Genomic DNA, 19,763 nt, shown 5'->3' with positions numbered 1-19,763 from the left:
ATTTTAAAAAATCTTAATAATCCTTTTAATCTGTGGCAAAAAGCAAATTATATTTTAGGAAATTTCATTTCGTTAAATGTACTTTTTTGTTTTGCTAAAGCTTCGATATCCTGCCATTTTCTTGGAGATTCTTCGGAAAGATTTTCATAAGAATCTTTTTTCATTAAGATATCATCTTCGATACGAACACCAATATTCCACCATTTTTTATCACATTTACTGTTTGCCGGAATGTAAATTCCAGGTTCAACCGTCAGGATCATGTTTTCTTTTAATGTTCCCATGTAATTTCCTTTGTCGTGAACATCTAAACCAAGAAAATGAGAACAGCCGTGCGGATAATAGATTCTGGCATCTTTAGGATCTGTAATGATTCCTAATTTTATTAATCCAGCCGCAACCACTTCTCGAGATCTTTTATTTAAATCCTGAATAGGAGTTCCTTCTTTACAAAGTTTAAAAACTTCTTCCTGAGCTTCGTAAACAATTTGATAAATGGCTTTTTGTTCTTCGGTAAATTTGCCGTTTGCCGGAATTGTTCTGGTAACGTCTGCAGAATAACCGTGATATTCAGAACCTACATCCATTAACAATAATTGATTGTCGATTTTTGTAGCGTTGTTGTCATTATAATGTAAAATACAGCCATTTGCTCCAGCTCCTACAATTGGCGGATAACCTTCGTCTTCTGCACCATAATGTCTGTGAACGTATGCGTGAATTCCGTCAGCATCATTTTCGCTCATATCAGGACCAACTGCTTTCATTACTTCGTTGTGTGCAATGCATGAAAGTTTTACGGTTTTACGCATTAATACTAATTCTTCCGGAGTTTTTATTTCGCGAAGAGAGTTTGTAATGTTGGTGAATAAATCTACCGAAGCCTCGTTTTCTTTTGTAATTTCTGCTTTAGTTTTAAAAGATTGTACTAAAGAATATAAGTTGTCAATGTTATTGCTCGCTGCAATATCAGTTGGGATTTTGTCATAAATAATTTTATCGAATTTTTTAAAATCGACAGCAAAATTGGCAAACTCTTTTCCGTTAAAAACAGTTGTAAAACCAAGTTTAGATTTTGTTCCTTCAACACCCAGACGTCTTCCTGTCCACATTTCTCTGGTAGCATTTCTTTCTCGTACAAAAAGAACTTCATTGTATTTTTCAGTTCCTTGTTCTTCTTTAAAAATTAGTAAAACTGCATCAGGTTCTTTATAACCTGCTAAATAATACATGTCTGGATTTGCGTGGTAATTATAATTAACATCTTTTGAGAAAACTCTTTCAGGATAAGAAAAAATAACAGCTACAGAATTGGCAGGCATTAAATTTCTGAAAGCTTCACGTCGACCTTTGTGAAATTCTTTTGAAAGATAATCTGTTGGAAGGTTTTCTTGAGAATGAATTTGAGAAATACCGGCTAAGAATGCAAGTATTAATAGAAACTGCTTCATTTTTTTGGTTTTTTATTTGATGATTTTTGGTTTTTTATTGCATGCAAATTACAAAAAAAATGCGATCAGCTGTTTTGATTTAAGTTTTTGATTTGTAGTATTTTGAGTAAAATAGTGTAACTTAGAGATCACAAAATCTAAGTTTACAGTGAAATTTTAGGTAATTATTGAGGAATAGTATTTTTGAAAAATTGAATAATTGGGCATAAATATTGAGAAGGGAATCTTTACTGAATAATATAATCTTCAAATAACAAATTACATTAATCTCTAAAAATGCATTTTTATGAAAAAATACACACTTGCAGTCGTTTCAGTTTTAACTCTATTATTTGCTTCCTGTATGGCGACAAAAGAAACTAAAAATTCAGGCGGTCTATATGGTACAACTTGGGAATTAGAATATATTTCTGGACCAAGAATTGCTTTTGAAGGATTGTACCCAAATAAAAAACCACAGCTCACTTTTGATCAAAAAGAAACTAGGGTTTATGGTAATAATGGATGTAATGGTTATAGCGCGCCTTATACTTTAAAAGGAAATTCTTTGACTTTTGGAGAAGCAGGTCCAACTACGATGATGTTTTGTGAAGGCGGAGGAGAGCAGGAATTTTTAAAACAAATAAAAAACGTTACCAGTTATACTGTTGATAAAGACGGAAAATTGAATTTAATCCATAAAGACGTACCGGTAATGCGATTTAAAAAAGTGACTAAGCAATAATTTTAAGCTAGTCAGCTTTGTCAAAGTTTAAAACTTTGACAAAGTTCGGGCAAACAAAAAGGGAAATGAATTAGCTCATTTCCCTTTTTTATTTCTTATTTCTTTTTGAGTTTGTCTTTAAAGACTTTTTCGAATTTTTCTAATTTCGGCTGAATTACCATTTTGCAATACGGCTGGTTTTTGTTGTTTGCATAATAATTCTGATGATAATCTTCAGCTTTATAAAAAACTCTAAAAGGCTCAACTTTCGTTACAATCGGATTGTTGTAAACTTTAGCTTTATTTAATTCTGCAATAATGCTTTCTGCAGCTTTTTTCTGTTCGGCATTTTTGTAAAAAATTACAGAACGATACTGTGTTCCAACATCAGCGCCCTGACGGTTTAAAGTTGTTGGATCGTGAACGGTAAAAAATACTTTAAAGATTTCGTTAATGTCAGTTACGTTTTTGTCGTATGTAATCTGAACCACTTCGGCATGTCCGGTTGTTCCGGTACAGACATCTTCATAAGAAGGATCTACCGTTTTTCCTCCTGAAAATCCTGAAACCACAGATTTTACTCCGTCAAGATTTTCATATACGGCTTCAACACACCAATAACAGCCGCCGCCAAGAGTTATAGTTTCTAAATTTGGTTTTTTGTTTTGAGAAAATCCGCTTGCTGATAAAGCAAAAAGACAGATTAAAAGTATATTTTTCATTTTTATATTATTTATTATCAGGAATAAAATCAAGAGCAATCGAATTCATGCAGTAGCGTTTTCCGGTTGGTTCAGGACCATCATCAAAAATATGACCTAAATGTCCACCGCAGCGCCCGCAAAGTGTTTCGGTTCTTTCCATTCCAAGTGAATTATCTTCTTTAAAAACAATGCTTTTTTTGTTTTCCTGCTCAAAGAAACTTGGCCAGCCGCAGCTGCTCGAAAATTTGGCAGTCGATCTGAAAAGCAGGTTACCACAAGAAGCGCAGTAATACGTTCCTTTTTCGTCTGTGTTCCAGTATTTTCCGGTAAAAGGTCTTTCTGTATCTGCCTCACGCATTACAGCATAAACATCCTCAGGAAGAACTTTTTTCCATTCGGCATTGCTTACGTTTAATTTGGTAGTGTCGGTGTTTGAATAATAAGGATTTCCGGGTTTACTGATTTTATTTTCCATAGGAACCATTTTTGCAGGTTGTTTTTTTGTGTTTTGTCCACAAGCTTGTAAAATAAATAGTGGAACCAGAAAGCAAAGGCTGAAAATTAAGTTTTTAGATTTCATATGTTTTTGAATGCTTTAATGTATAGATCAAAGATACGGTGAGATTTTGCTCAGAAATGTCGGCTGGCTTACAATTGAGATTTATTTAAGTATGTTTTAACTTTTTATTAGTTACGTAAAACAATGCAGTGTAGTTTTTATGTCTTAATTTTAACAGCTTTTAATTTTGGTTTGAATTATTGTGTTGCAAATCAATTAAATAGGAAAATACGTTTAGAGTAAGCTTTTGACAAACTTATAGCAGCGTTTTTAAGCCATTTCTTTTTTCGTATTTTTGTTTGCTCAAGAAGCCTTATGACAGAAGAAAACGTAATATTAGTTAATCAAAACGATGAGCAGATTGGCTTAATGCCAAAATTAGAAGCACATGAAAAAGCCCTATTGCACCGTGCTTTTTCGGTTTTTATTTTGAATAATAAAAACGAAATCATGCTGCAGCAGCGTGCTCATCATAAATACCATTCTCCTTTACTCTGGACAAACACCTGCTGTAGTCATCAGCGTGAAGGCGAAACCAATATCGAAGCAGGAAGCCGAAGACTGTTTGAAGAAATGGGCTTTAAGGCCGAATTGAAAGAGTTGTTTCATTTTATTTATAAAGCACCTTTTGATAATGGTTTAACAGAACATGAACTCGATCATGTTATGATTGGTTACTATAATGAAGAACCAATTATAAATCCTGATGAAGTAGAAGACTGGAAATGGATGAGTATTGAAGATGTTAAAGCAGATATTGAAAAACAGCCCGAAATTTATACCGTTTGGTTTAAGATAATTTTTGATGAATTTGATCATTATCTCGAAGACCATAAATTATAACCCAAACTAACCAAAGACCTAAATGAGAGTAACCATATCAAGAAAAGCACATTTTAATGCTGCACATCGATTACATAGGAAGGATTGGTCATTAGAAAAGAACAATGCCGTTTTTGGAAAATGCAACAATCCTAATTTTCATGGTCATAATTATGGTTTAACAGTAAGTGTTACAGGAAAAATTGACCCGGAAACTGGTTTTGTTTTAGATGTGAAAGTATTAGCGGATATTATACTTGAAGAAGTAGAAATTCCGTTTGATCACAAAAACCTGAATCTGGATGTTCCGGAATTTCAGGATTTGAATCCAACTGCAGAAAATATTGCTGTTGTGATATGGAATAAAATTAGAAAAAGAATTCAGCCCGATTTTGATCTTGAAGTCGTGCTTTATGAAACAGAACGCAATTTTGTAACTTATAAAGGAGAATAATAAATGTCATTAAAAATAGGAGATATAGTTCCGAATTTTACTGCGAAAGATAATCACGGAGAAGTTTTTGAAAGCCAGAGCGTTTTAGGCCGAAAACCATTGGTGATTTATTTTTATCCAAAAGATAATACTCCGGGCTGCACAACAGAAGCCTGTAGTTTTAGAGACCAATATGAAGATTTTAAAGATTTAGGAGCCGAAGTAATTGGTATTAGTGCTGATAGTGTAAAATCACATCATAAATTTGCAAACAAACACAATCTGCCTTTTATTTTACTTTCTGATCAGGATAAAAGATTAAGACATCTTTTTGGTGTGAAAAATAACCTTTTCGGGCTTTTACCGGGAAGAGTAACGTATGTTATTGACAGAAACGGAGTGGTTATTTATATTTTTGATAGTATGAATGCAGCCAAACACATTCCGAAAGCACTCGAAATAATAAAAGAATTAGTATTATAGATTTAGAAAATAGTATTACATCATTGTTTAATTAATATAGATATTAGCCGAAATTTAGAAATTATGAAACCAGAAAAATTATATCCGCTTCAATTTGAACCAATCCTGAAAGAAAGAATTTGGGGTGGAGAAAAACTAAAAACATTATTAAACAAACCTATCACTTCTAAAATTACCGGAGAAAGCTGGGAATTATCTACAGTTGAAGGTGATGTAAGTACAGTTGCCAACGGAGATTTGAAAGGGAAATCATTAATGGATTTAATTAATGAAACACCAAATGAAATTTTGGGCACAAGAGTTTACGAACGTTTTGGAAAGCAATTTCCGTTACTTTTTAAATATCTTGATGCCAGAGAAGATCTTTCGATACAAGTTCATCCAAACGATAAATTAGCAAAAGAACGTCACAATTCATTCGGGAAAACTGAAATGTGGTACGTAATGCAGGCTGATACTGATTCAAGAATTATCGTAGGGTTTAAAGAAAATTCAAGTAAAGAAGAATATTTAAAACATTTACACGATAATAGTTTAGTTTCTATTTTAGATGATGTTAAGGCAAAAGCCGGAGATGTTTTCTTTTTAGAAACCGGAACAGTTCACGCAATTGGCGCCGGATTGGTTGTTGCCGAAATTCAGCAAACATCTGATATTACCTATCGTTTATACGATTTTGATCGTGTGGATGCGCAGGGAAATAAAAGAGAATTGCACGTAGATTTAGCACTAGACGCTATAAACTACAATAAAGTTGATACACAAAAGAAATACGATTCAAAAACAAATACTTCAAACGTAGTTGTAGATTGTCCTTATTTCACAACAAATTTCCTTCCTTTAGAAGATAAGGTTGAGGTTTCTAAAAACGGAGAAACATTTACAGTTTATATGTGTATTGAAGGAAGCTTCGAAATCGAATATGAAGGGTTTAAACATACTTACATTAAAGGAGATACTGTTTTAGTTCCTGCTGCGATAAATGCATTTATTTTGAGCGGAAAAGCTTCAATTTTAGAAATTTACATTTCTTAACACTTAATCTAAAGATTATGCGTACTTTTGCAGACGCAAATTAAAATTATAATAAAAATGGCAAACGTTAAAAATTTAAAGAAAGACATCAATTTTGTATTAGGAGATATTATTGAGGCAGTTTACTTGTTTGAGATGTCTACAACAGGAAATCCTACTCCAGAAACGAATGCTTTAATCGATGAAGCTATCGCTGCATTTGATACTTTGATTACAAAAGTGAACGCAAAAAACGTTGAAAATAAAAAAGCACATTTCAAACAAATCAATGTTGAATTAGAACAAACTGCTAATCAATTGATTGAAAAAATCAACGCACTTTAAGCAAAAAAAAGTGTAAAAAAGTGCAAATTTATTTTGGGAAATTGAAAAACCGCTTTATATTTGCACCCGTAATGAGGCCGATGTAGCTCAGCTGGCTAGAGCAGCTGATTTGTAATCAGCAGGTCGTGGGTTCGAGTCCCTCTATCGGCTCAACGGAAACCATCACAGAAATGTGATGGTTTTTTTAATAATAGAGAGATGTGTGAAATTATTTTTGGAATATTAAAAAACAATTTTATCTTTGCACCCGAAATAAAAAATAACGCCGATGTAGCTCAGCTGGCTAGAGCAGCTGATTTGTAATCAGCAGGTCGTGGGTTCGAGTCCCTCTATCGGCTCAAAAAACCATCACAGAAATGTGGTGGTTTTTTTATGCCTTAAAAATTCCAAATTCCAAATTCCAAGTTTCAGGTTTCACGTTTCGAAAAAAATGTATTGCTGTATTTTGGAATAAACGTCCTGTATTGTTATTTCAACTGAAAGGAGAAATCACATAAGAAACTCCATAACGAAAATCGCCAATCTTTGTCGAGCTGCTGGTGTGATTTCTCCTTTCAGTCGAAATTGTAAAAGTCACTTATTTCGGTAACGGATTTATCATTTCGATTGGCTTTTTTCCATCAATTCCCTGATGTGGCCTTTCGTGATTATAGTAATATAAATATTGCAATAATTCTTCTTTTAGTTCTTCCAAAGAATCAAAATCAGTTTCTCTGAGCAGATCATCTTCAAGAGTTCGCCAGAAGCGTTCGACCTTCCCGTTTGTCTGTGGTCTATAAGGTTTTGTATGTCTGTGAACAATTCCCAATTCCATAAGCATTCTCTCAAAAGGATGGTTATATTTCTGCTGGCTGGTTTTGATTCCAAATTCAGGTCCATTGTCAGATAAAATCTCTTCAAATTTTATCTCATAATGATCGCTTAAGATGTTTAAGCATTTTAATGACGCAAACATAACCGTTAAACTAGTGATGTCTGGGATTAATTCTGCCCAGGCAATCCGGCTGTAGTCGTCAATTATACATACTAAGTACAATTTTCGATTTTCTCCTTTTATGATGCTTTTGCTTAAGTGATGACAATCAATATGACCAAGCTGTCCCATTCTTTCCTTGATTATTTTTTGATGATTCTTTTTAATCTTCGGAGTTAACCTGTTTATTTTATTACGCTTTAAAATATTATAAACTCCTGAATATGAAGGTGTGTTTTTTCCTAATTTTGGCTTTAAGATACTAACAATTTCATATTTGTTGTTTCCTTTTTCCCTTAATTCAATTACTTTTCGTTCTATAAATGGCAGAGGACGTCTTGTCTTGTATTTTGGACCACGCTTCTGAGGAAGCAGATCCAAAGACTTACCGCTCTGCTTATAACGGTTATAATACTTTAAGAAGCTTTTTCTGCAGGTGTCATTTGCCTTGTAAAAATCCATCGCCTTTTTATGCAACGGATGAGTCTTGTTTTTTACTTGCTCATATTCTTTTATTAAAAAACGATACTTCTCTAAATAGTTTCTCTCTAATGTTGAATCCTGACTGTTATTTCTCATCGCAACAAAATTTATTAAAGGTAAATTTTGTTACCGAAATATCTAACCTTTACAGAAATGACAAATTGTTTTGAGTTTTAGATTTTTCAGCTTGGGATTTGTAGTTTAGAATTGCAATTTAAAATTTTCAATTTGTATGTAATTTTAATTTTCTTATGTTTGTTTCTTAACCAAAAACATAAAAAATGGAAGAAACTTCAGTATTTGAAAAATTTGAGCTGCATCTCGATTCAACTGCAAAAGACTTTTTAAAGGAAACCGTAAAATGGGCTTATTTTATTGCAATCATTGGTTTTGTTGGAATTGCTTTTTTAGTGCTTATAGCAATTTTTGCCGGAGCAATTTTCTCTACAATGGGAAGTGCGATGCCTGGATTTGGAGGAGGCTCTGTTGGGGCAATTTTTAGCTTTATTTACTTATTACTAGCGGGGCTTTATTTCTTCCCGGTTTATTATTTATTTAAGTTCGCTTCAAACGGAAAAAAAGCATTTAGAGAAAATGATTCAGAAGCATTAACTTCATCATTTAGTTATTTAAAATCACATTATAAATTCATCGGAATTTTGATGATTATAATGCTTGCATTTTATGGACTTGCTATAGTTTTTGGAGCTTTAGGAGTTCTTTTCGGAAGATAGAAATAAGTTTTAAGATAAAAAAAACGTCCTGAATTTTCAGGACGTTTTTTTGTTTTTATTCTGCAGCTGCTGGAGCTTTTTGTTCTTCTTTTTTAATGTCAGCTACATATTTGGTAAGCTTTTTTCCATAAAGAGACTGAGCTACTTTTGGAGTCATTGATTTCTGAATCGTATCCAGGAATTTGATGTTGATGTCATAAATCTCTGCTAAAGCAATATAAGGGGCTACTTCGTGATCTTTATTATTTATGGCGAAGTTTGTAGCGTATAAATATTTTCTTTTGATATTTGACTGCTGTTTTGCGTCGATGCTGTCGATTGCTTTTTGATCTTGTCTTTTAATGGCTTTAAATCTTGCTTCAACCATTGACAGGTTTTCGTCGATAAAACGAGAGTTTATTTTTTTGTATTCTTCATATAACTCCTGATTTTTAGATCCGGTGATTTTAGCGCTTGAAATAAAATTATCTAAATTAGTTTCAATATTGATATTTCCGGGTTCAGCAAAAAATAAAATATTATTGTCTAAAGAATTTGTTACACCACGATCCAGAAATAAATAAAGCATTTCAGGAGATTCAAGTTTAATATCTCTTTCAAAAGCAGCATTTCCGTCAATTTTGATACTGTCGATTGCTACAAGCGAAGTATCAACAATTCTTTGAATATATAAAGTACCGGTTTTTAAACCTTTTATATTTCCTGTAAGGTGTAAGTTATCTGGAGCAGATTCTTTTTTGCTGCACGATGCAAGTACTGCAAGTGTAACAAAGGCAATAATTGATTTTTTCATTAGTTTATTGGATTTTGGTGCAAAATAAAGAAAATAGTTTGAATGTAAATATGTCGCTGTTTAATTTTTCAAAAAAATAAAAATCCCAATCTATTTCTAAATTGGGATTGATATATTTTTTTAAAAATGAATCAATTACATAGCTAAAGTGTATGTTGCTCCATTTTCGTGAGTGTAAGTATATTTAGTATCACAGTCGTTGTTTCCGTAATCTACAACACCGTTTAAATAACCTCCCTGAATTTTTAATTTTCCTTTAGAGATATATTCACAAGAATATTTTTTAACCAAAGTTTCTTGTACAGTAAGTGTCAAAGTTCCTCCTTTTTCAGAAGTTACTGTGTGATTTCCTTCCGGCATTTCATAAACATTATCTTCTAAAACATAAGGCGTGTCAACTCCGGCAGTTTGTTTTACTGTAATTGTTCCTGAATTTGTAAAAACTCGGCCAAGTAAATCTGTAAATTTTCCGTTGGTTACTTTTCTTGTCCATTGCGGTACAGTTGCAACTGTTGTTGTATTTGTGTATTCAATAGTGCCTTCAAGTTTAAGGCTGTTGATATAATAATCGATTCTTTCGATGGTCATTTTGCTTCCAGTTGTAATTACCGGACCAGTAAGTGTAATTTTTAATTTTCCTTTTCTTGTAATTTGGTTAACAGCGCATCCTGTACCGTAATCTACAGTAAAAACTTTTGGATAAGCAGTTCCGTTTGGAGTTTCGACCGTAATATTGGCACAAACGCCAGGTGAAGTTTCAGATGGTTTTGCAGCAGGATTTGAGTTTGTAACAGTTAATCCGGTTTTAATATCCATTTCGTTTACAGCATCAATTACAACCGAAGCACCTACGGTTGTCGTATCGGCTTGATTTACTATTTCATCGCTTGAGCACGAAACATAAATAAATGCCGAAGCACACATAACAGAAAGTAAAATAGCAGTTTTTTTCATACTTTTTTTTGTTTAAGATTAGATTAAAGGCACTCAAATGTAGTAAAAAAAATAATTCGCAAAAATAATCCTGAAAATTCTGCTTTTTAGATTTCGAATTTTAACTATTTATAAATCAATATAAATCAAAAAAAAATCCTGCAGAGTAATCTGCAGGATTTTGAAATATTCTTATGAAAGATTTTTATTTAATCATTTCAAAACTTCTTTTTACGAAAGCTGTTAATGCTTCACCTTTTAAAAGGTTTTGAGATAATTTAGCTAAATCTAAAGCTTGTTTTACTAAATGTTCCTGATGCGTTTTGTCTTCAGTATTTAAAATACTTGAAGCCAGATCAGAATTTGTATTTACAACCAGATTGTACATTTCCGGCATATTACCCATTCCGAACATTCCGCCGCCGCCAGTCTGGCTCATTTCTTTCATTCTGCGCATAAATTCTGGCTGCGTAATAATAAACGGTGCTGCCTGAGAATCCATAGCTTCTAATTGAACGCTATATGCTTTTGGAATATATGCTTCTAAAGAAGTTTTTAATGCAGCTTTTTCATCATCAGATAATCTGGAAATAGCGTTTTCTTCTTTCTTGATTAAATTGTCAATATGATCAGAATCTACACGAACGAAAGTTATATCTCTGTTATCGTTTTCAATTTTCTGGATTAAATGCGAAATAATCGGAGAATCTAAAAGCAATACTTCGTAACCTTTGTCTTTTGCTGATTCAATATAAGAGTGCTGTGCATCTTTATTTCCAGCATAAAGAATTACTAATTTTCCGTCTTTATCGGTTTGGTTTTCTTTTAATTTCTCTTTTAATTCTTCTAAAGTAAAATAAGTGTCATCTACAGTTGGATACAATACAAATGCTCCGGCTTTTTCGTAGAATTTATCTTCAGAAAGCATTCCGTATTCTAAAACGATTTTAATATCGTTCCATTTAGCTTCAAAATCAGCACGGTTTTCGTTAAATAAAGCTTTTAATTTATCAGCAACTTTACGAGTAATGTAGTTTGAAATTTTCTTAACCGCTCCATCAGCCTGTAAACCAGAACGAGAAACATTTAACGGAATATCCGGTGAATCGATAACTCCTTTTAACATCGTCAAAAATTCTGGTACAATTCCTTCTACGTTATCTGTAACGTAAACCTGGTTTTGGTACAATTGAATTTTATCTTTTTGTATTTGCATATCTGTACCCAATTTTGGGAAATATAAAATACCAGTTAAGTTAAACGGATAATCTACATTTAAGTGAATGTTGAACAATGGCTCTTCAAACTGCATTGGATACAATTCTCTGTAGAAGTTTTTGTAATCTTCATCAGATAATTCAGAAGGCTGTTTTGTCCATGCCGGATTTGGATTGTTGATGATGTTATCAAGCTCGATAGTTTCATTAACATAATCTTCAGGAGCATCTTCTGGTTTTGGAAGTGTTTCTGTTCTTGTCCCGAATTTAATTGGAATAGGCATAAACTTGTTATACTTATTCAACAATCCGCTGATTTTAGAATCTTCTAAAAATTCTAAAGAATCTTCGGCAACGTGAAGAATAATTTCAGTACCACGTGAAGTTTTGTCAGCTGGCTCTAAAGTAAATTCAGGGCTTCCGTCGCAAGTCCAGTGTGCAGCTGGTTCGTCTTTGTATGATTTTGTGATGATTTCAACTTTTTCTGCAACCATAAAAGCAGAATAGAAACCAAGACCAAAATGCCCGATAATTCCAGCATCCTTAGCAGAATCTTTGTATTTGTCTAAGAATTCTTCAGCTCCTGAAAAAGCAACCTGATTAATGTATTTTTCAACTTCATCAGCCGTCATACCTAAACCCTGATCGATAATATGGATTTTTTTACCTTCTTTATCAACTTTTACTTCGATAATTGGGTTTCCATATTCAACTTTTGCTTCGCCAATGCTGATTAAGTGTTTTAACTTTAATGTAGCATCAGTTCCGTTTGAAACCAGCTCACGTAAAAAGATTTCGTGATCACTGTATAAGAACTTTTTGATTAAGGGAAAGATGTTTTCTACCGAAACATTAATTTTACCTGTTGTCATATTTTTTTATTTTTTGATTTAACTTGATGGTTTTCATTCTTTCAAATAAAATACCATTCTTTTTTAGGTGACAAAATGTCGCAAATGTTAATTTTGAAAGAAAATAATTAGATTTTACAACCAAACTTATTTCTACGAATCGTATATTTGTGGTATAATAATTGTTAAACTTGTAGGTATTAACTTAAAAAAATAAGCAAAATGAAGAAGATAATTTTCATTTGTCTGGTTTCCACTATGTTTTTTGCATGTAAATCAGCTTCATCAACAGCTTCATCTTCTGAAGCAACAACACTTTCAACTAAACTTGACAGAAAAACCCAAGTAGCTTTAAAAGGAAATTGGGTACTAACTAACGTAACTTATCCGGGTTCAGATTATATCAAAGTAAATTCATTTGATCTTGCAGATTCAAAATGTTTCATCGGAAGTACATGGAGTTTTATCTCAAACAATAATAAAGGTACAATGGCTTTAACATCGCCAAGCTGTACTTCATTTTCTTCACCAATTGTATGGAGTATTAACAATCAGGGGATGTTTGTGCTTAAAATTCTTGATGCAGGTGAAAAAGCTAAAAAAGTAAGAGATGGTTATTTACTTAAAGTTGGCGGTGTAACTGAAAGTTCTTTTCAGTTAATTGACAATATCAATGTTGGAGGACAGGTAAAAGATGTTACTTACCAATTTCAAAGAACTAATTAATATTAAAAAGGATAAAAATGAAAAAGATAACAGTTTTAGGTTTAAGTAGTTTACTTGTATTAGTTAGTTTATTTGCAAGCTGCGATTCAGTAAAAAATGCTAATAACACTCAAAAAGGTGCCGGAATTGGAGTAGTTGCCGGAGGTATCATCGGTGGTATTTTAGGAAATAATTTAGGTAAAGGAGGAAATGCTGCTTTAGGAGCTGCAATTGGTGCTGCCGTTGGTGGTGGAACAGGTGCTTTGATTGGTAACAAAATGGATAAACAAGCTCGTGAAATCGATCAGGCTTTACCGGGTGCTTCTGTAGAAAGAGTTGGAGAAGGAATTCACCTGACTTTAAATGAGAATGCAGTTCGTTTTGATACTAACAAATCAACTTTAACTTCTCAGGCAAAAGCAAATTTAGATAAATTAGTTCCTGTATTTAATGAGTACGGAGATACTGATATTCAAATTTTTGGTTATACAGATAATACAGGGAAACCAGAATATAACCTGACACTTTCTGGACAAAGAGCAGCTTCTGTACAAGCTTATTTAGTTTCTAAAGGATTAAAATCAAGCCGTTTTAAAACTTCAGGTTTAGGTATTGTAGATCCTATCGCAACAAATGATACTCCGGAAGGAAGAGCTCAAAACCGTCGTGTTGAATTTTCTATTACAGCAAATGACAAAATGGTTAACGATGCAAAAGCAGAAGCTGGAAAATAATTTTCAGACAAAATAAAATTTAAAAAAAGCTGTTTCTTAATTGAGGCAGCTTTTTTTTGACTTTAGAAATTAAACATTGTAAATTTGACCTCTCTAAACATAACTCATGCTTGATATTCAAAATATTTCTTTTTCGTATACTGATAAGCCAGTTATCAATAATGTTTCTTTCACAATCAATAAAGGTGAAAATATTGCCATTATTGGCGAGAGCGGCTGCGGGAAAAGTACACTTTTAAAGCTTATGTACGGTCTCTTCGATTTAGACGAGGGCAAAATATTTTATAACGAAAAACCTATTCTGGGGCCAAAGTACAATTTGATTCCGGGAATGCCGTATATGAAATATCTGGCTCAGGATTTTGACCTGTCTCCATACGAAACCGTAGCAGAAAACGTAGGTAAGTTTCTTTCTAATGGTTTTGCCAACATGAAAAAACTCCGCGTTCAGGAATTGCTTGAAATGGTAGAAATGGATCAGTTTTCAAATGTAAAAGCTAAATTTTTGAGTGGAGGCCAGCAACAAAGAGTGGCATTGGTAAGGGTTTTGGCTTTAGAACCCGAGGTGATTTTGCTGGACGAACCTTTTAGCCAAATCGATGCTTTTCGTAAAAATGCTTTACGCAGAAATTTATTCAAATATTTAAAACAAAAAGGAATTACCTGTATAATTGCTACCCATGATAGCACAGATGCTTTGTCTTTTGCAGATGAAACGATTGTAATGCGACATGGAGAAATTATTATAAAAGGTGATCCGGCAAAAATATACGAAGACCCGCAGACTAAATATGTGGCTTCTTTATTTGGAGAAGTAAATGAAGTTCCGACACATTTATTAATTCCGTATGAAGATGAAACGCATAAAACGCTAGTTTATCCGCATCAGTTTAAAATGGTTGCCGAATCGAAACTTCCGGTAAAAATTAGAAGAACGTATTTTAGAGGCGGACATTATTTAGTTGAAACCGTTTTTAAGAGGCAGTTAATATTTTTTGAAAGTGAAATTGATTTACCACTCGAACAGGAAATATTTCTTGGACTGAATTACTTATAAAACAAAACCCGACAACCTTTAAATTGTCGGGTTTTGTTTTTTGAAAAAGATCTCTTGTTATAATTCTTATTTTTCATTTTTTACAATGATTTACTCTAAAAACTGTTTTTTCGAAAAGTAATTCTTTTTAAACAGTCTGAGAATTAAAGTATATTAAATTGCTAATAACGAAAAAAATAGTAATTTGTACTCTTATGTTTTAAAGTATACGTAAATTTGCATTCTAAATTTTTAACAAATAACAATACTATATGTATCATTCAAAAATAGCAGGCTTAGGATATTACGTTCCTTCAAATGTTGTGACAAACGATGATTTGTCTAAGATTATGGATACCAATGATGAGTGGATTCAGGAAAGAACAGGGATTCAGGAAAGAAGACATATCATTCGTGGTGAAGATACAACAACTTCGATGGGAGTAAAAGCAGCTAAAATTGCAATTGAACGTTCTGGTGTAGCCAAAGAAGATATCGATTTTGTGGTTTTTGCTACATTAAGCCCTGATTATTATTTTCCAGGACCTGGAGTTTTAGTACAGCGCGATTTAGGATTAAAAACAGTAGGAGCTTTAGATGTAAGAAATCAATGTTCTGGTTTCGTTTATGCTATTTCAGTTGCCGATCAATATATTAAAACCGGAATGTATAAAAATATTTTGGTTATTGGTTCTGAGGTTCATTCAACAGGATTGGATATGACAACTCGCGGACGCGGAGTTTCGGTAATTTTTGGAGATGGAGCAGGAGCTGCGGTTTTAAGCCGTGAAGAAGATTTGACAAAAGGAATCTTGTCTACTCATTTACATTCTGAAGGACAGCATGCGGAAGAATTGGCATTGCAGGCACCAGGAATGGGAGCGCGCTGGGTAACCGATATTATTGCGGATAATGACCCGAATGATGAAAGTTATTACCCGTATATGAACGGGCAATTTGTATTTAAAAATGCTGTTGTTCGTTTTGCAGAAGTAATCAATGAAGGGTTAGAAGCAAATGGGCTTCAGGTTTCGGATATTGATATGCTGATTCCGCATCAGGCAAACTTGAGAATTTCACAATTCATTCAAAATAAATTTAAGCTGACAGACGATCAGGTCCATAATAATATCCAAAAATACGGAAACACAACTGCAGCTTCTATTCCGATCGCTTTAACTGAGGCTTGGGAAGAAGGAAAAATCAAATCTGGAGATACTGTAGTTTTGGCTGCCTTTGGAAGCGGATTTACCTGGGCAAGTGCAATAATCAAATGGTAAATTAATTCATCTTACATTATATTTCAAACCTGCTTCTTTTCGGAGCAGGTTTTTTTATACTTTAGTAATGTCATTGCGAGGAACGAAGCAATCTCACAAGCAAAATTGCGTTTTCTAATTATAAGGATAATCAAATGAGATTGCTTCGTTCCTCGCAATGACTAACAACAGGAAATTAGTATTATAATCAAAATGAAAAAAAATCAACTAGAAATAGCATGCTTTAATTACGAATCGGCCATGATTGCTCAGGAAAATGGTGCAGATAGAATTGAATTATGCGAAAACATGAAACTTGGCGGAACAACGCCAAATTCTATTTTGGTAGTAAAAGTTCGTGAGAACCTTAACATAAAAATGCATGTCATAATACGACCTAGGGGCGGAGATTTTGTTTATTCTGATGAAGAACTTATAGAAATGAAACAAGACATCAAACAATATAAAAAATTGGGAGTTGATGGGTTTGTTTTTGGAATTTTAAAAGAAAACGGTAAAGTCAATAAAAAACAAAATAAAGAACTGGTTCATTTGGCACATCCTTTATCCTGTACTTTTCATCGGGCTTTTGATGTTGTAAAAGATGTTGAGAAATCTTTGGAAGATGTTATTGATTGTGGTTTTGAAACAATCTTAACTTCAGGACAATGTGTAAATGTTGCCGAAGGAGTTTTAGCTTTAAAACGTATACAGGAACTTGCTAAAAACAGGGTTGAAATAATGCCTGGAGGCGGACTAAGATCTTCAAATATTAAGTTATTGCAAGAACATTTAGATCTGACTTTTTATCATTCATCGGCAATTACAGATGATTCAGAAATTGCTAATCCGGAAGAAATAAAAGAGCTTCGAAATTTTTTATAGAAATATAATTTATCCTAAATAAAAAAGCCTGGAGTTGGCATACTCCAGGCTTTTTCTTTCTACAAGAAAATTATTCAAAAATTATTAAAATATCTTCTAAGAAAGCGGCGATTAGAACATTCCGCCGCCACCTTGATTAGTGTTGTCTTCTCTTTGTTTACGCTCTAATTTTTTGATTTTAGCACCACCAAAGTTATATGTTAAACCTAAATAAACTGTCTGGCTTTCCCAAGTAAACTGACCAGTTTGAGGATAAGGATAAATACCATCAAATGAGAATTTCATTGTGTTGAAAACATCATTAAAACGTAGGCTGATATTCATTTTATTGTCTAACAAAGTATAGCGTGAACCAACGTCAATTTTGTACATTTCGTTTCTTCTTTGCTGAATTTCATCAACAGGACCTCTGTAAAAACCAAATAATAAAAAGCTTAAACGTTTTGTTGGTTTAAAGTTTGAGTTCATACGAGCATTAAATGCTGAAGTTGTTACATGACGTTCCTTAGGAGAACTTAGGTTGGTGTCTGGATCTAGTTGAAAAACAACACCTTGTTGTTTAATACTTGAAAAATCGATTGCCGGCTGAATATCCCACCATTTTGTAAGTTTATAGTTTAGCGAAACATCAAAACCATAAGCAGTATTGTGATCAAAATTTGTAAAACCTAAGATTTGTTTTTCAGAAGGATCGTCTGGATCAGGTCTTAAAGTTCTGCTGATTTGATCATTAATCGCTCTTACAAATACTCCAGCGGTAATGCTTCCTTTTTCAAGAGTTTTAGTATAATTTACTTCAACAGAATTTGTAAACTGAGGTCTTAATTCCTGATTTCCGTATGAAGTTACTAATGGAGTAGAAAACTCACGAATAGGTTTTGTCTGCTCTAAACTCGGACGGTCTACACGACGGCTGTAACTTAATTGTAAAACGTTTTTCTCATTTAAATTATACGTTAAATAAGCAGAAGGATATAATGTAATGTAGTCATCATCAAAATTTTTCTCATCAGGAGTTAAAAATGACTTTACATTATAACTCTCAAAACGAGCTCCTAATTGATAGCTGAATTTTTTGTATTTCTGACCAAAAGTTACATATGCAGAATAAATATCTGTATCGTAAGTATAAACAGAAGATTTAAATGCAGCATTGGTTGTATTGTAAATATTTTCAGTTCTTGTTATTCTAGCTTCTGCACCTGCTTCAAGTGTCGTTTTATCATTCAACGGATTAACATAGTCAACGTTTAAAGTTCCTAGTTTTCTGTTTTCATGAATATAATCGTTGTAAACAACACTATTTACTGCATTAGCAGGAGTTGTGGTCTGAGTATCAAAATTTGCATTCTGAGATTCAGTAGTTTTGCTATAATTTCCTTCAAAATCTAAAGTATGTCCTTCTTTTTTAAAGATGTGTTTGTATGCTAAATTATAAGTTCCAGTTTCGTTTGGTCCTTGATATCTTGATTTTTGATAAATGTTTTTAATCTCAGGATCACCGTTATTGTAATCAATATCAGTATTTACAATACCAGTACCAGTGGATTTATTTTGATTTGTGTAGAAAGATAAAGTATTGTGATCATTGATTAAATAATCCATACCCACTTTATACAAATAATTATCGTTATCATTCGAAATTTCTAATTTCTGAGATACGTTCTGATCTAATCTTTGGATATGACCATCGTTAAAATAAGTTCCAAAGTTATTTCCGGCATTCCCGAAGAAATTTACTTTTCCGGTTTTGTAATTTAAATCTAAAGACTGATTGTATTTTGCCGTTTCACCAAAAGTAATACCACCGCTGTAACTTCCGTTAAAACCAGTGTTGGCATTTTTATGCAAAATAATATTGATAATTCCAGACATTCCTTCCGGATTGTATTTTGCACTCGGATTTGTAATCAACTCAATTTTTTTGATAGAAGTTGATGGAATTTGTTTCAATAACTGCGCAGGATCAATGTTAGATGGACGTCCGTCAATTAATACACGAACATTATCATTTCCGCGAAGCGAAAGTTTTCCATCCTGATCAACATTCACAGAAGGAATATTATTCATAATGTCAGATGCAGAAGCTCCGGCAGTTGTTAAGTCTTTTCCAACTGTAACTACTTTTCTATCAATTTTTTGTTCAATTGTCGAACGTTCAGCAACAATGTTTACGCCTTTAAGCTGAGTTGCTTCTTCTTCAAGAGAAACATTTACCGTTGCAGACTTTTTATTTTCATTTAAAAGAACAGAACCAATATATTTTCTAAAACCGATATATTGAATTTCGATTGTATAGTTTTTTAAAGCTAAATTTTTAAATGAGAAATCTCCGTTATCATCTGTATTTACGCCCGAAACTACTTTTCCATTTTCTTTTAGAGAAACAGTAGCGTAAGAAATAGGCGCGTTGTTTGATTTTTCAATGATTTTTCCCGTGACCGTTCCGGTATTCTGGGCTTGTGCTGTTGCAATTACCCCCAGTAATGCAAACAGAAAGAATTTTAATTTCATAGCTTGATAATGATTATTTTGATTTGATTGATGATGAGGTTGTTTTTTTATTTTGTTTTGATTTTTTCGCTTCAAATAAAATTTAAAGTCACTATTAAGACTATTTTGCTGCCGATATGTTACAAGAAAAAC

The 19,763-nt window shown here is 33.0% G+C and carries 20 protein-coding genes and 2 tRNA genes; 14 read left to right on the top strand and 8 right to left on the bottom strand.

The features are described from left to right. Positions 1–47: 47 nt before the first annotated feature. Complete coding sequence (locus tag ABDW27_RS08700) at positions 48–1,451, bottom strand: aminopeptidase P N-terminal domain-containing protein (protein ID WP_343695544.1); 1,404 nt, start codon at positions 1,449–1,451, stop codon at positions 48–50. A 286-nt stretch (positions 1,452–1,737) separates the two neighbouring features. On the opposite strand from ABDW27_RS08700, the gene ABDW27_RS08695 reads away from it, so the two are divergent. Continuing rightward, positions 1,738–2,175, top strand: coding sequence for an META domain-containing protein (locus ABDW27_RS08695; protein ID WP_343695543.1), 438 nt, complete (start codon positions 1,738–1,740; stop codon positions 2,173–2,175). A 95-nt stretch (positions 2,176–2,270) separates the two neighbouring features. Here ABDW27_RS08695 and msrA read toward each other — a convergent pair whose 3' ends face one another. Beyond that, positions 2,271–2,876, bottom strand: a complete 606-nt coding sequence (msrA, locus tag ABDW27_RS08690) for a peptide-methionine (S)-S-oxide reductase MsrA (RefSeq protein WP_343695542.1) — start codon at positions 2,874–2,876, stop codon at positions 2,271–2,273. A 7-nt stretch (positions 2,877–2,883) separates the two neighbouring features. After that, on the bottom strand, positions 2,884–3,438 hold the full coding sequence (gene msrB, locus ABDW27_RS08685; RefSeq protein WP_343695541.1) for a peptide-methionine (R)-S-oxide reductase MsrB: 555 nt from the start codon (positions 3,436–3,438) through the stop codon (positions 2,884–2,886). Between the two features lie 294 nt (positions 3,439–3,732). Between msrB and idi the strand changes: the two genes are divergently transcribed. The 7 genes from idi to ABDW27_RS08650 all read left to right on the top strand — a co-directional run bounded on the left by idi (position 3,733) and on the right by ABDW27_RS08650 (position 6,852). Then, positions 3,733–4,260, top strand: a complete 528-nt coding sequence (idi, locus tag ABDW27_RS08680) for an isopentenyl-diphosphate Delta-isomerase (protein ID WP_343695540.1) — start codon at positions 3,733–3,735, stop codon at positions 4,258–4,260. 22 nt (positions 4,261–4,282) lie between these two features. Further along, positions 4,283–4,693: a 6-carboxytetrahydropterin synthase gene (locus ABDW27_RS08675; protein ID WP_343695539.1), complete on the top strand. Its 411-nt coding sequence runs from the start codon at positions 4,283–4,285 to the stop codon at positions 4,691–4,693. Positions 4,694–4,696: 3 nt separating this feature from the next. After that, the gene (locus ABDW27_RS08670; RefSeq protein WP_343695538.1) at positions 4,697–5,155 is read left to right on the top strand and encodes a peroxiredoxin; all 459 of its coding nucleotides are present in this window, start codon (positions 4,697–4,699) and stop codon (positions 5,153–5,155) included. A 63-nt stretch (positions 5,156–5,218) separates the two neighbouring features. Further along, on the top strand, positions 5,219–6,190 hold the full coding sequence (locus ABDW27_RS08665) for a type I phosphomannose isomerase catalytic subunit (RefSeq protein ID WP_343695537.1): 972 nt from the start codon (positions 5,219–5,221) through the stop codon (positions 6,188–6,190). A gap of 57 nt (positions 6,191–6,247) precedes the next feature. Further along, the gene (locus ABDW27_RS08660; protein ID WP_012022371.1) at positions 6,248–6,514 is read left to right on the top strand and encodes a hypothetical protein; all 267 of its coding nucleotides are present in this window, start codon (positions 6,248–6,250) and stop codon (positions 6,512–6,514) included. A gap of 76 nt (positions 6,515–6,590) precedes the next feature. Next, positions 6,591–6,664, top strand: a tRNA-Thr gene (locus tag ABDW27_RS08655). A 114-nt stretch (positions 6,665–6,778) separates the two neighbouring features. Continuing rightward, positions 6,779–6,852, top strand: a tRNA-Thr gene (locus tag ABDW27_RS08650). A gap of 239 nt (positions 6,853–7,091) precedes the next feature. Here ABDW27_RS08650 and ABDW27_RS08645 read toward each other — a convergent pair. Beyond that, complete coding sequence (locus ABDW27_RS08645) at positions 7,092–8,066, bottom strand: integrase core domain-containing protein (RefSeq protein ID WP_343695512.1); 975 nt, start codon at positions 8,064–8,066, stop codon at positions 7,092–7,094. Positions 8,067–8,251: 185 nt separating this feature from the next. Between ABDW27_RS08645 and ABDW27_RS08640 the strand changes: the two genes are divergently transcribed. Beyond that, the gene (locus ABDW27_RS08640) at positions 8,252–8,704 is read left to right on the top strand and encodes a DUF5362 family protein (RefSeq protein ID WP_343695536.1); all 453 of its coding nucleotides are present in this window, start codon (positions 8,252–8,254) and stop codon (positions 8,702–8,704) included. A gap of 55 nt (positions 8,705–8,759) precedes the next feature. Here ABDW27_RS08640 and ABDW27_RS08635 read toward each other — a convergent pair whose 3' ends face one another. The 3 genes from ABDW27_RS08635 to htpG all read right to left on the bottom strand — a co-directional run bounded on the left by ABDW27_RS08635 (position 8,760) and on the right by htpG (position 12,519). Then, entirely contained in the window at positions 8,760–9,497 is a 738-nt protein-coding gene (locus tag ABDW27_RS08635; protein WP_343695535.1) for a DUF4369 domain-containing protein, read from the bottom strand. Between the two features lie 135 nt (positions 9,498–9,632). After that, a complete protein-coding gene (locus ABDW27_RS08630) occupies positions 9,633–10,451 on the bottom strand; it encodes a hypothetical protein (RefSeq protein WP_343695534.1) in 819 nt (272 codons plus the stop codon). A gap of 184 nt (positions 10,452–10,635) precedes the next feature. Beyond that, entirely contained in the window at positions 10,636–12,519 is a 1,884-nt protein-coding gene (gene htpG, locus ABDW27_RS08625) for a molecular chaperone HtpG (protein WP_343695533.1), read from the bottom strand. A 201-nt stretch (positions 12,520–12,720) separates the two neighbouring features. Between htpG and ABDW27_RS08620 the strand changes: the two genes are divergently transcribed. The 5 genes from ABDW27_RS08620 to ABDW27_RS08600 all read left to right on the top strand — a co-directional run bounded on the left by ABDW27_RS08620 (position 12,721) and on the right by ABDW27_RS08600 (position 17,117). Then, positions 12,721–13,224 (top strand): lipocalin family protein, encoded by a 504-nt coding sequence (locus ABDW27_RS08620; protein ID WP_343695532.1) that lies wholly within the window; start codon positions 12,721–12,723, stop codon positions 13,222–13,224. Positions 13,225–13,241: 17 nt separating this feature from the next. Beyond that, positions 13,242–13,937, top strand: a complete 696-nt coding sequence (locus tag ABDW27_RS08615; protein ID WP_343695531.1) for an OmpA family protein — start codon at positions 13,242–13,244, stop codon at positions 13,935–13,937. 106 nt (positions 13,938–14,043) lie between these two features. Next, on the top strand, positions 14,044–14,994 hold the full coding sequence (locus tag ABDW27_RS08610) for an ABC transporter ATP-binding protein (RefSeq protein WP_343695530.1): 951 nt from the start codon (positions 14,044–14,046) through the stop codon (positions 14,992–14,994). 251 nt (positions 14,995–15,245) lie between these two features. After that, a complete protein-coding gene (locus ABDW27_RS08605) occupies positions 15,246–16,253 on the top strand; it encodes a beta-ketoacyl-ACP synthase III (protein WP_343695529.1) in 1,008 nt (335 codons plus the stop codon). A gap of 192 nt (positions 16,254–16,445) precedes the next feature. Continuing rightward, complete coding sequence (locus ABDW27_RS08600) at positions 16,446–17,117, top strand: copper homeostasis protein CutC (RefSeq protein ID WP_343695528.1); 672 nt, start codon at positions 16,446–16,448, stop codon at positions 17,115–17,117. Between the two features lie 111 nt (positions 17,118–17,228). Here the strand turns inward: ABDW27_RS08600 and ABDW27_RS08595 are convergent, their stop codons facing one another. Further along, positions 17,229–19,631, bottom strand: a complete 2,403-nt coding sequence (locus tag ABDW27_RS08595) for a TonB-dependent receptor (RefSeq protein WP_343695527.1) — start codon at positions 19,629–19,631, stop codon at positions 17,229–17,231. Between the last annotated feature and the right edge of the window lie 132 nt (positions 19,632–19,763).

The sequence above is a fragment of the Flavobacterium sp. genome (assembly GCF_039595935.1).
Taxonomy (GTDB): Bacteria; Bacteroidota; Bacteroidia; order Flavobacteriales; family Flavobacteriaceae; genus Flavobacterium.
This window is presented reverse-complemented; position numbering and strand designations above follow the sequence as displayed.

What these genes read in the sequence shown, in the direction of transcription:
- ABDW27_RS08700 (WP_343695544.1), bottom strand. Translation starts at nt 1,451, where the DNA reads ATGAAGCAGTTTCTATTAATACTTGCATTCTTAGCCGGTATTTCTCAA.
- ABDW27_RS08695 (WP_343695543.1), top strand. Translation starts at nt 1,738, where the DNA reads ATGAAAAAATACACACTTGCAGTCGTTTCAGTTTTAACTCTATTATTT.
- msrA (WP_343695542.1), bottom strand. Translation starts at nt 2,876, where the DNA reads ATGAAAAATATACTTTTAATCTGTCTTTTTGCTTTATCAGCAAGCGGA.
- msrB (WP_343695541.1), bottom strand. Translation starts at nt 3,438, where the DNA reads ATGAAATCTAAAAACTTAATTTTCAGCCTTTGCTTTCTGGTTCCACTA.
- idi (WP_343695540.1), top strand. Translation starts at nt 3,733, where the DNA reads ATGACAGAAGAAAACGTAATATTAGTTAATCAAAACGATGAGCAGATT.
- ABDW27_RS08675 (WP_343695539.1), top strand. Translation starts at nt 4,283, where the DNA reads ATGAGAGTAACCATATCAAGAAAAGCACATTTTAATGCTGCACATCGA.
- ABDW27_RS08670 (WP_343695538.1), top strand. Translation starts at nt 4,697, where the DNA reads ATGTCATTAAAAATAGGAGATATAGTTCCGAATTTTACTGCGAAAGAT.
- ABDW27_RS08665 (WP_343695537.1), top strand. Translation starts at nt 5,219, where the DNA reads ATGAAACCAGAAAAATTATATCCGCTTCAATTTGAACCAATCCTGAAA.
- ABDW27_RS08660 (WP_012022371.1), top strand. Translation starts at nt 6,248, where the DNA reads ATGGCAAACGTTAAAAATTTAAAGAAAGACATCAATTTTGTATTAGGA.
- ABDW27_RS08645 (WP_343695512.1), bottom strand. Translation starts at nt 8,066, where the DNA reads ATGAGAAATAACAGTCAGGATTCAACATTAGAGAGAAACTATTTAGAG.
- ABDW27_RS08640 (WP_343695536.1), top strand. Translation starts at nt 8,252, where the DNA reads ATGGAAGAAACTTCAGTATTTGAAAAATTTGAGCTGCATCTCGATTCA.
- ABDW27_RS08635 (WP_343695535.1), bottom strand. Translation starts at nt 9,497, where the DNA reads ATGAAAAAATCAATTATTGCCTTTGTTACACTTGCAGTACTTGCATCG.
- ABDW27_RS08630 (WP_343695534.1), bottom strand. Translation starts at nt 10,451, where the DNA reads ATGAAAAAAACTGCTATTTTACTTTCTGTTATGTGTGCTTCGGCATTT.
- htpG (WP_343695533.1), bottom strand. Translation starts at nt 12,519, where the DNA reads ATGACAACAGGTAAAATTAATGTTTCGGTAGAAAACATCTTTCCCTTA.
- ABDW27_RS08620 (WP_343695532.1), top strand. Translation starts at nt 12,721, where the DNA reads ATGAAGAAGATAATTTTCATTTGTCTGGTTTCCACTATGTTTTTTGCA.
- ABDW27_RS08615 (WP_343695531.1), top strand. Translation starts at nt 13,242, where the DNA reads ATGAAAAAGATAACAGTTTTAGGTTTAAGTAGTTTACTTGTATTAGTT.
- ABDW27_RS08610 (WP_343695530.1), top strand. Translation starts at nt 14,044, where the DNA reads ATGCTTGATATTCAAAATATTTCTTTTTCGTATACTGATAAGCCAGTT.
- ABDW27_RS08605 (WP_343695529.1), top strand. Translation starts at nt 15,246, where the DNA reads ATGTATCATTCAAAAATAGCAGGCTTAGGATATTACGTTCCTTCAAAT.
- ABDW27_RS08600 (WP_343695528.1), top strand. Translation starts at nt 16,446, where the DNA reads ATGAAAAAAAATCAACTAGAAATAGCATGCTTTAATTACGAATCGGCC.
- ABDW27_RS08595 (WP_343695527.1), bottom strand. Translation starts at nt 19,631, where the DNA reads ATGAAATTAAAATTCTTTCTGTTTGCATTACTGGGGGTAATTGCAACA.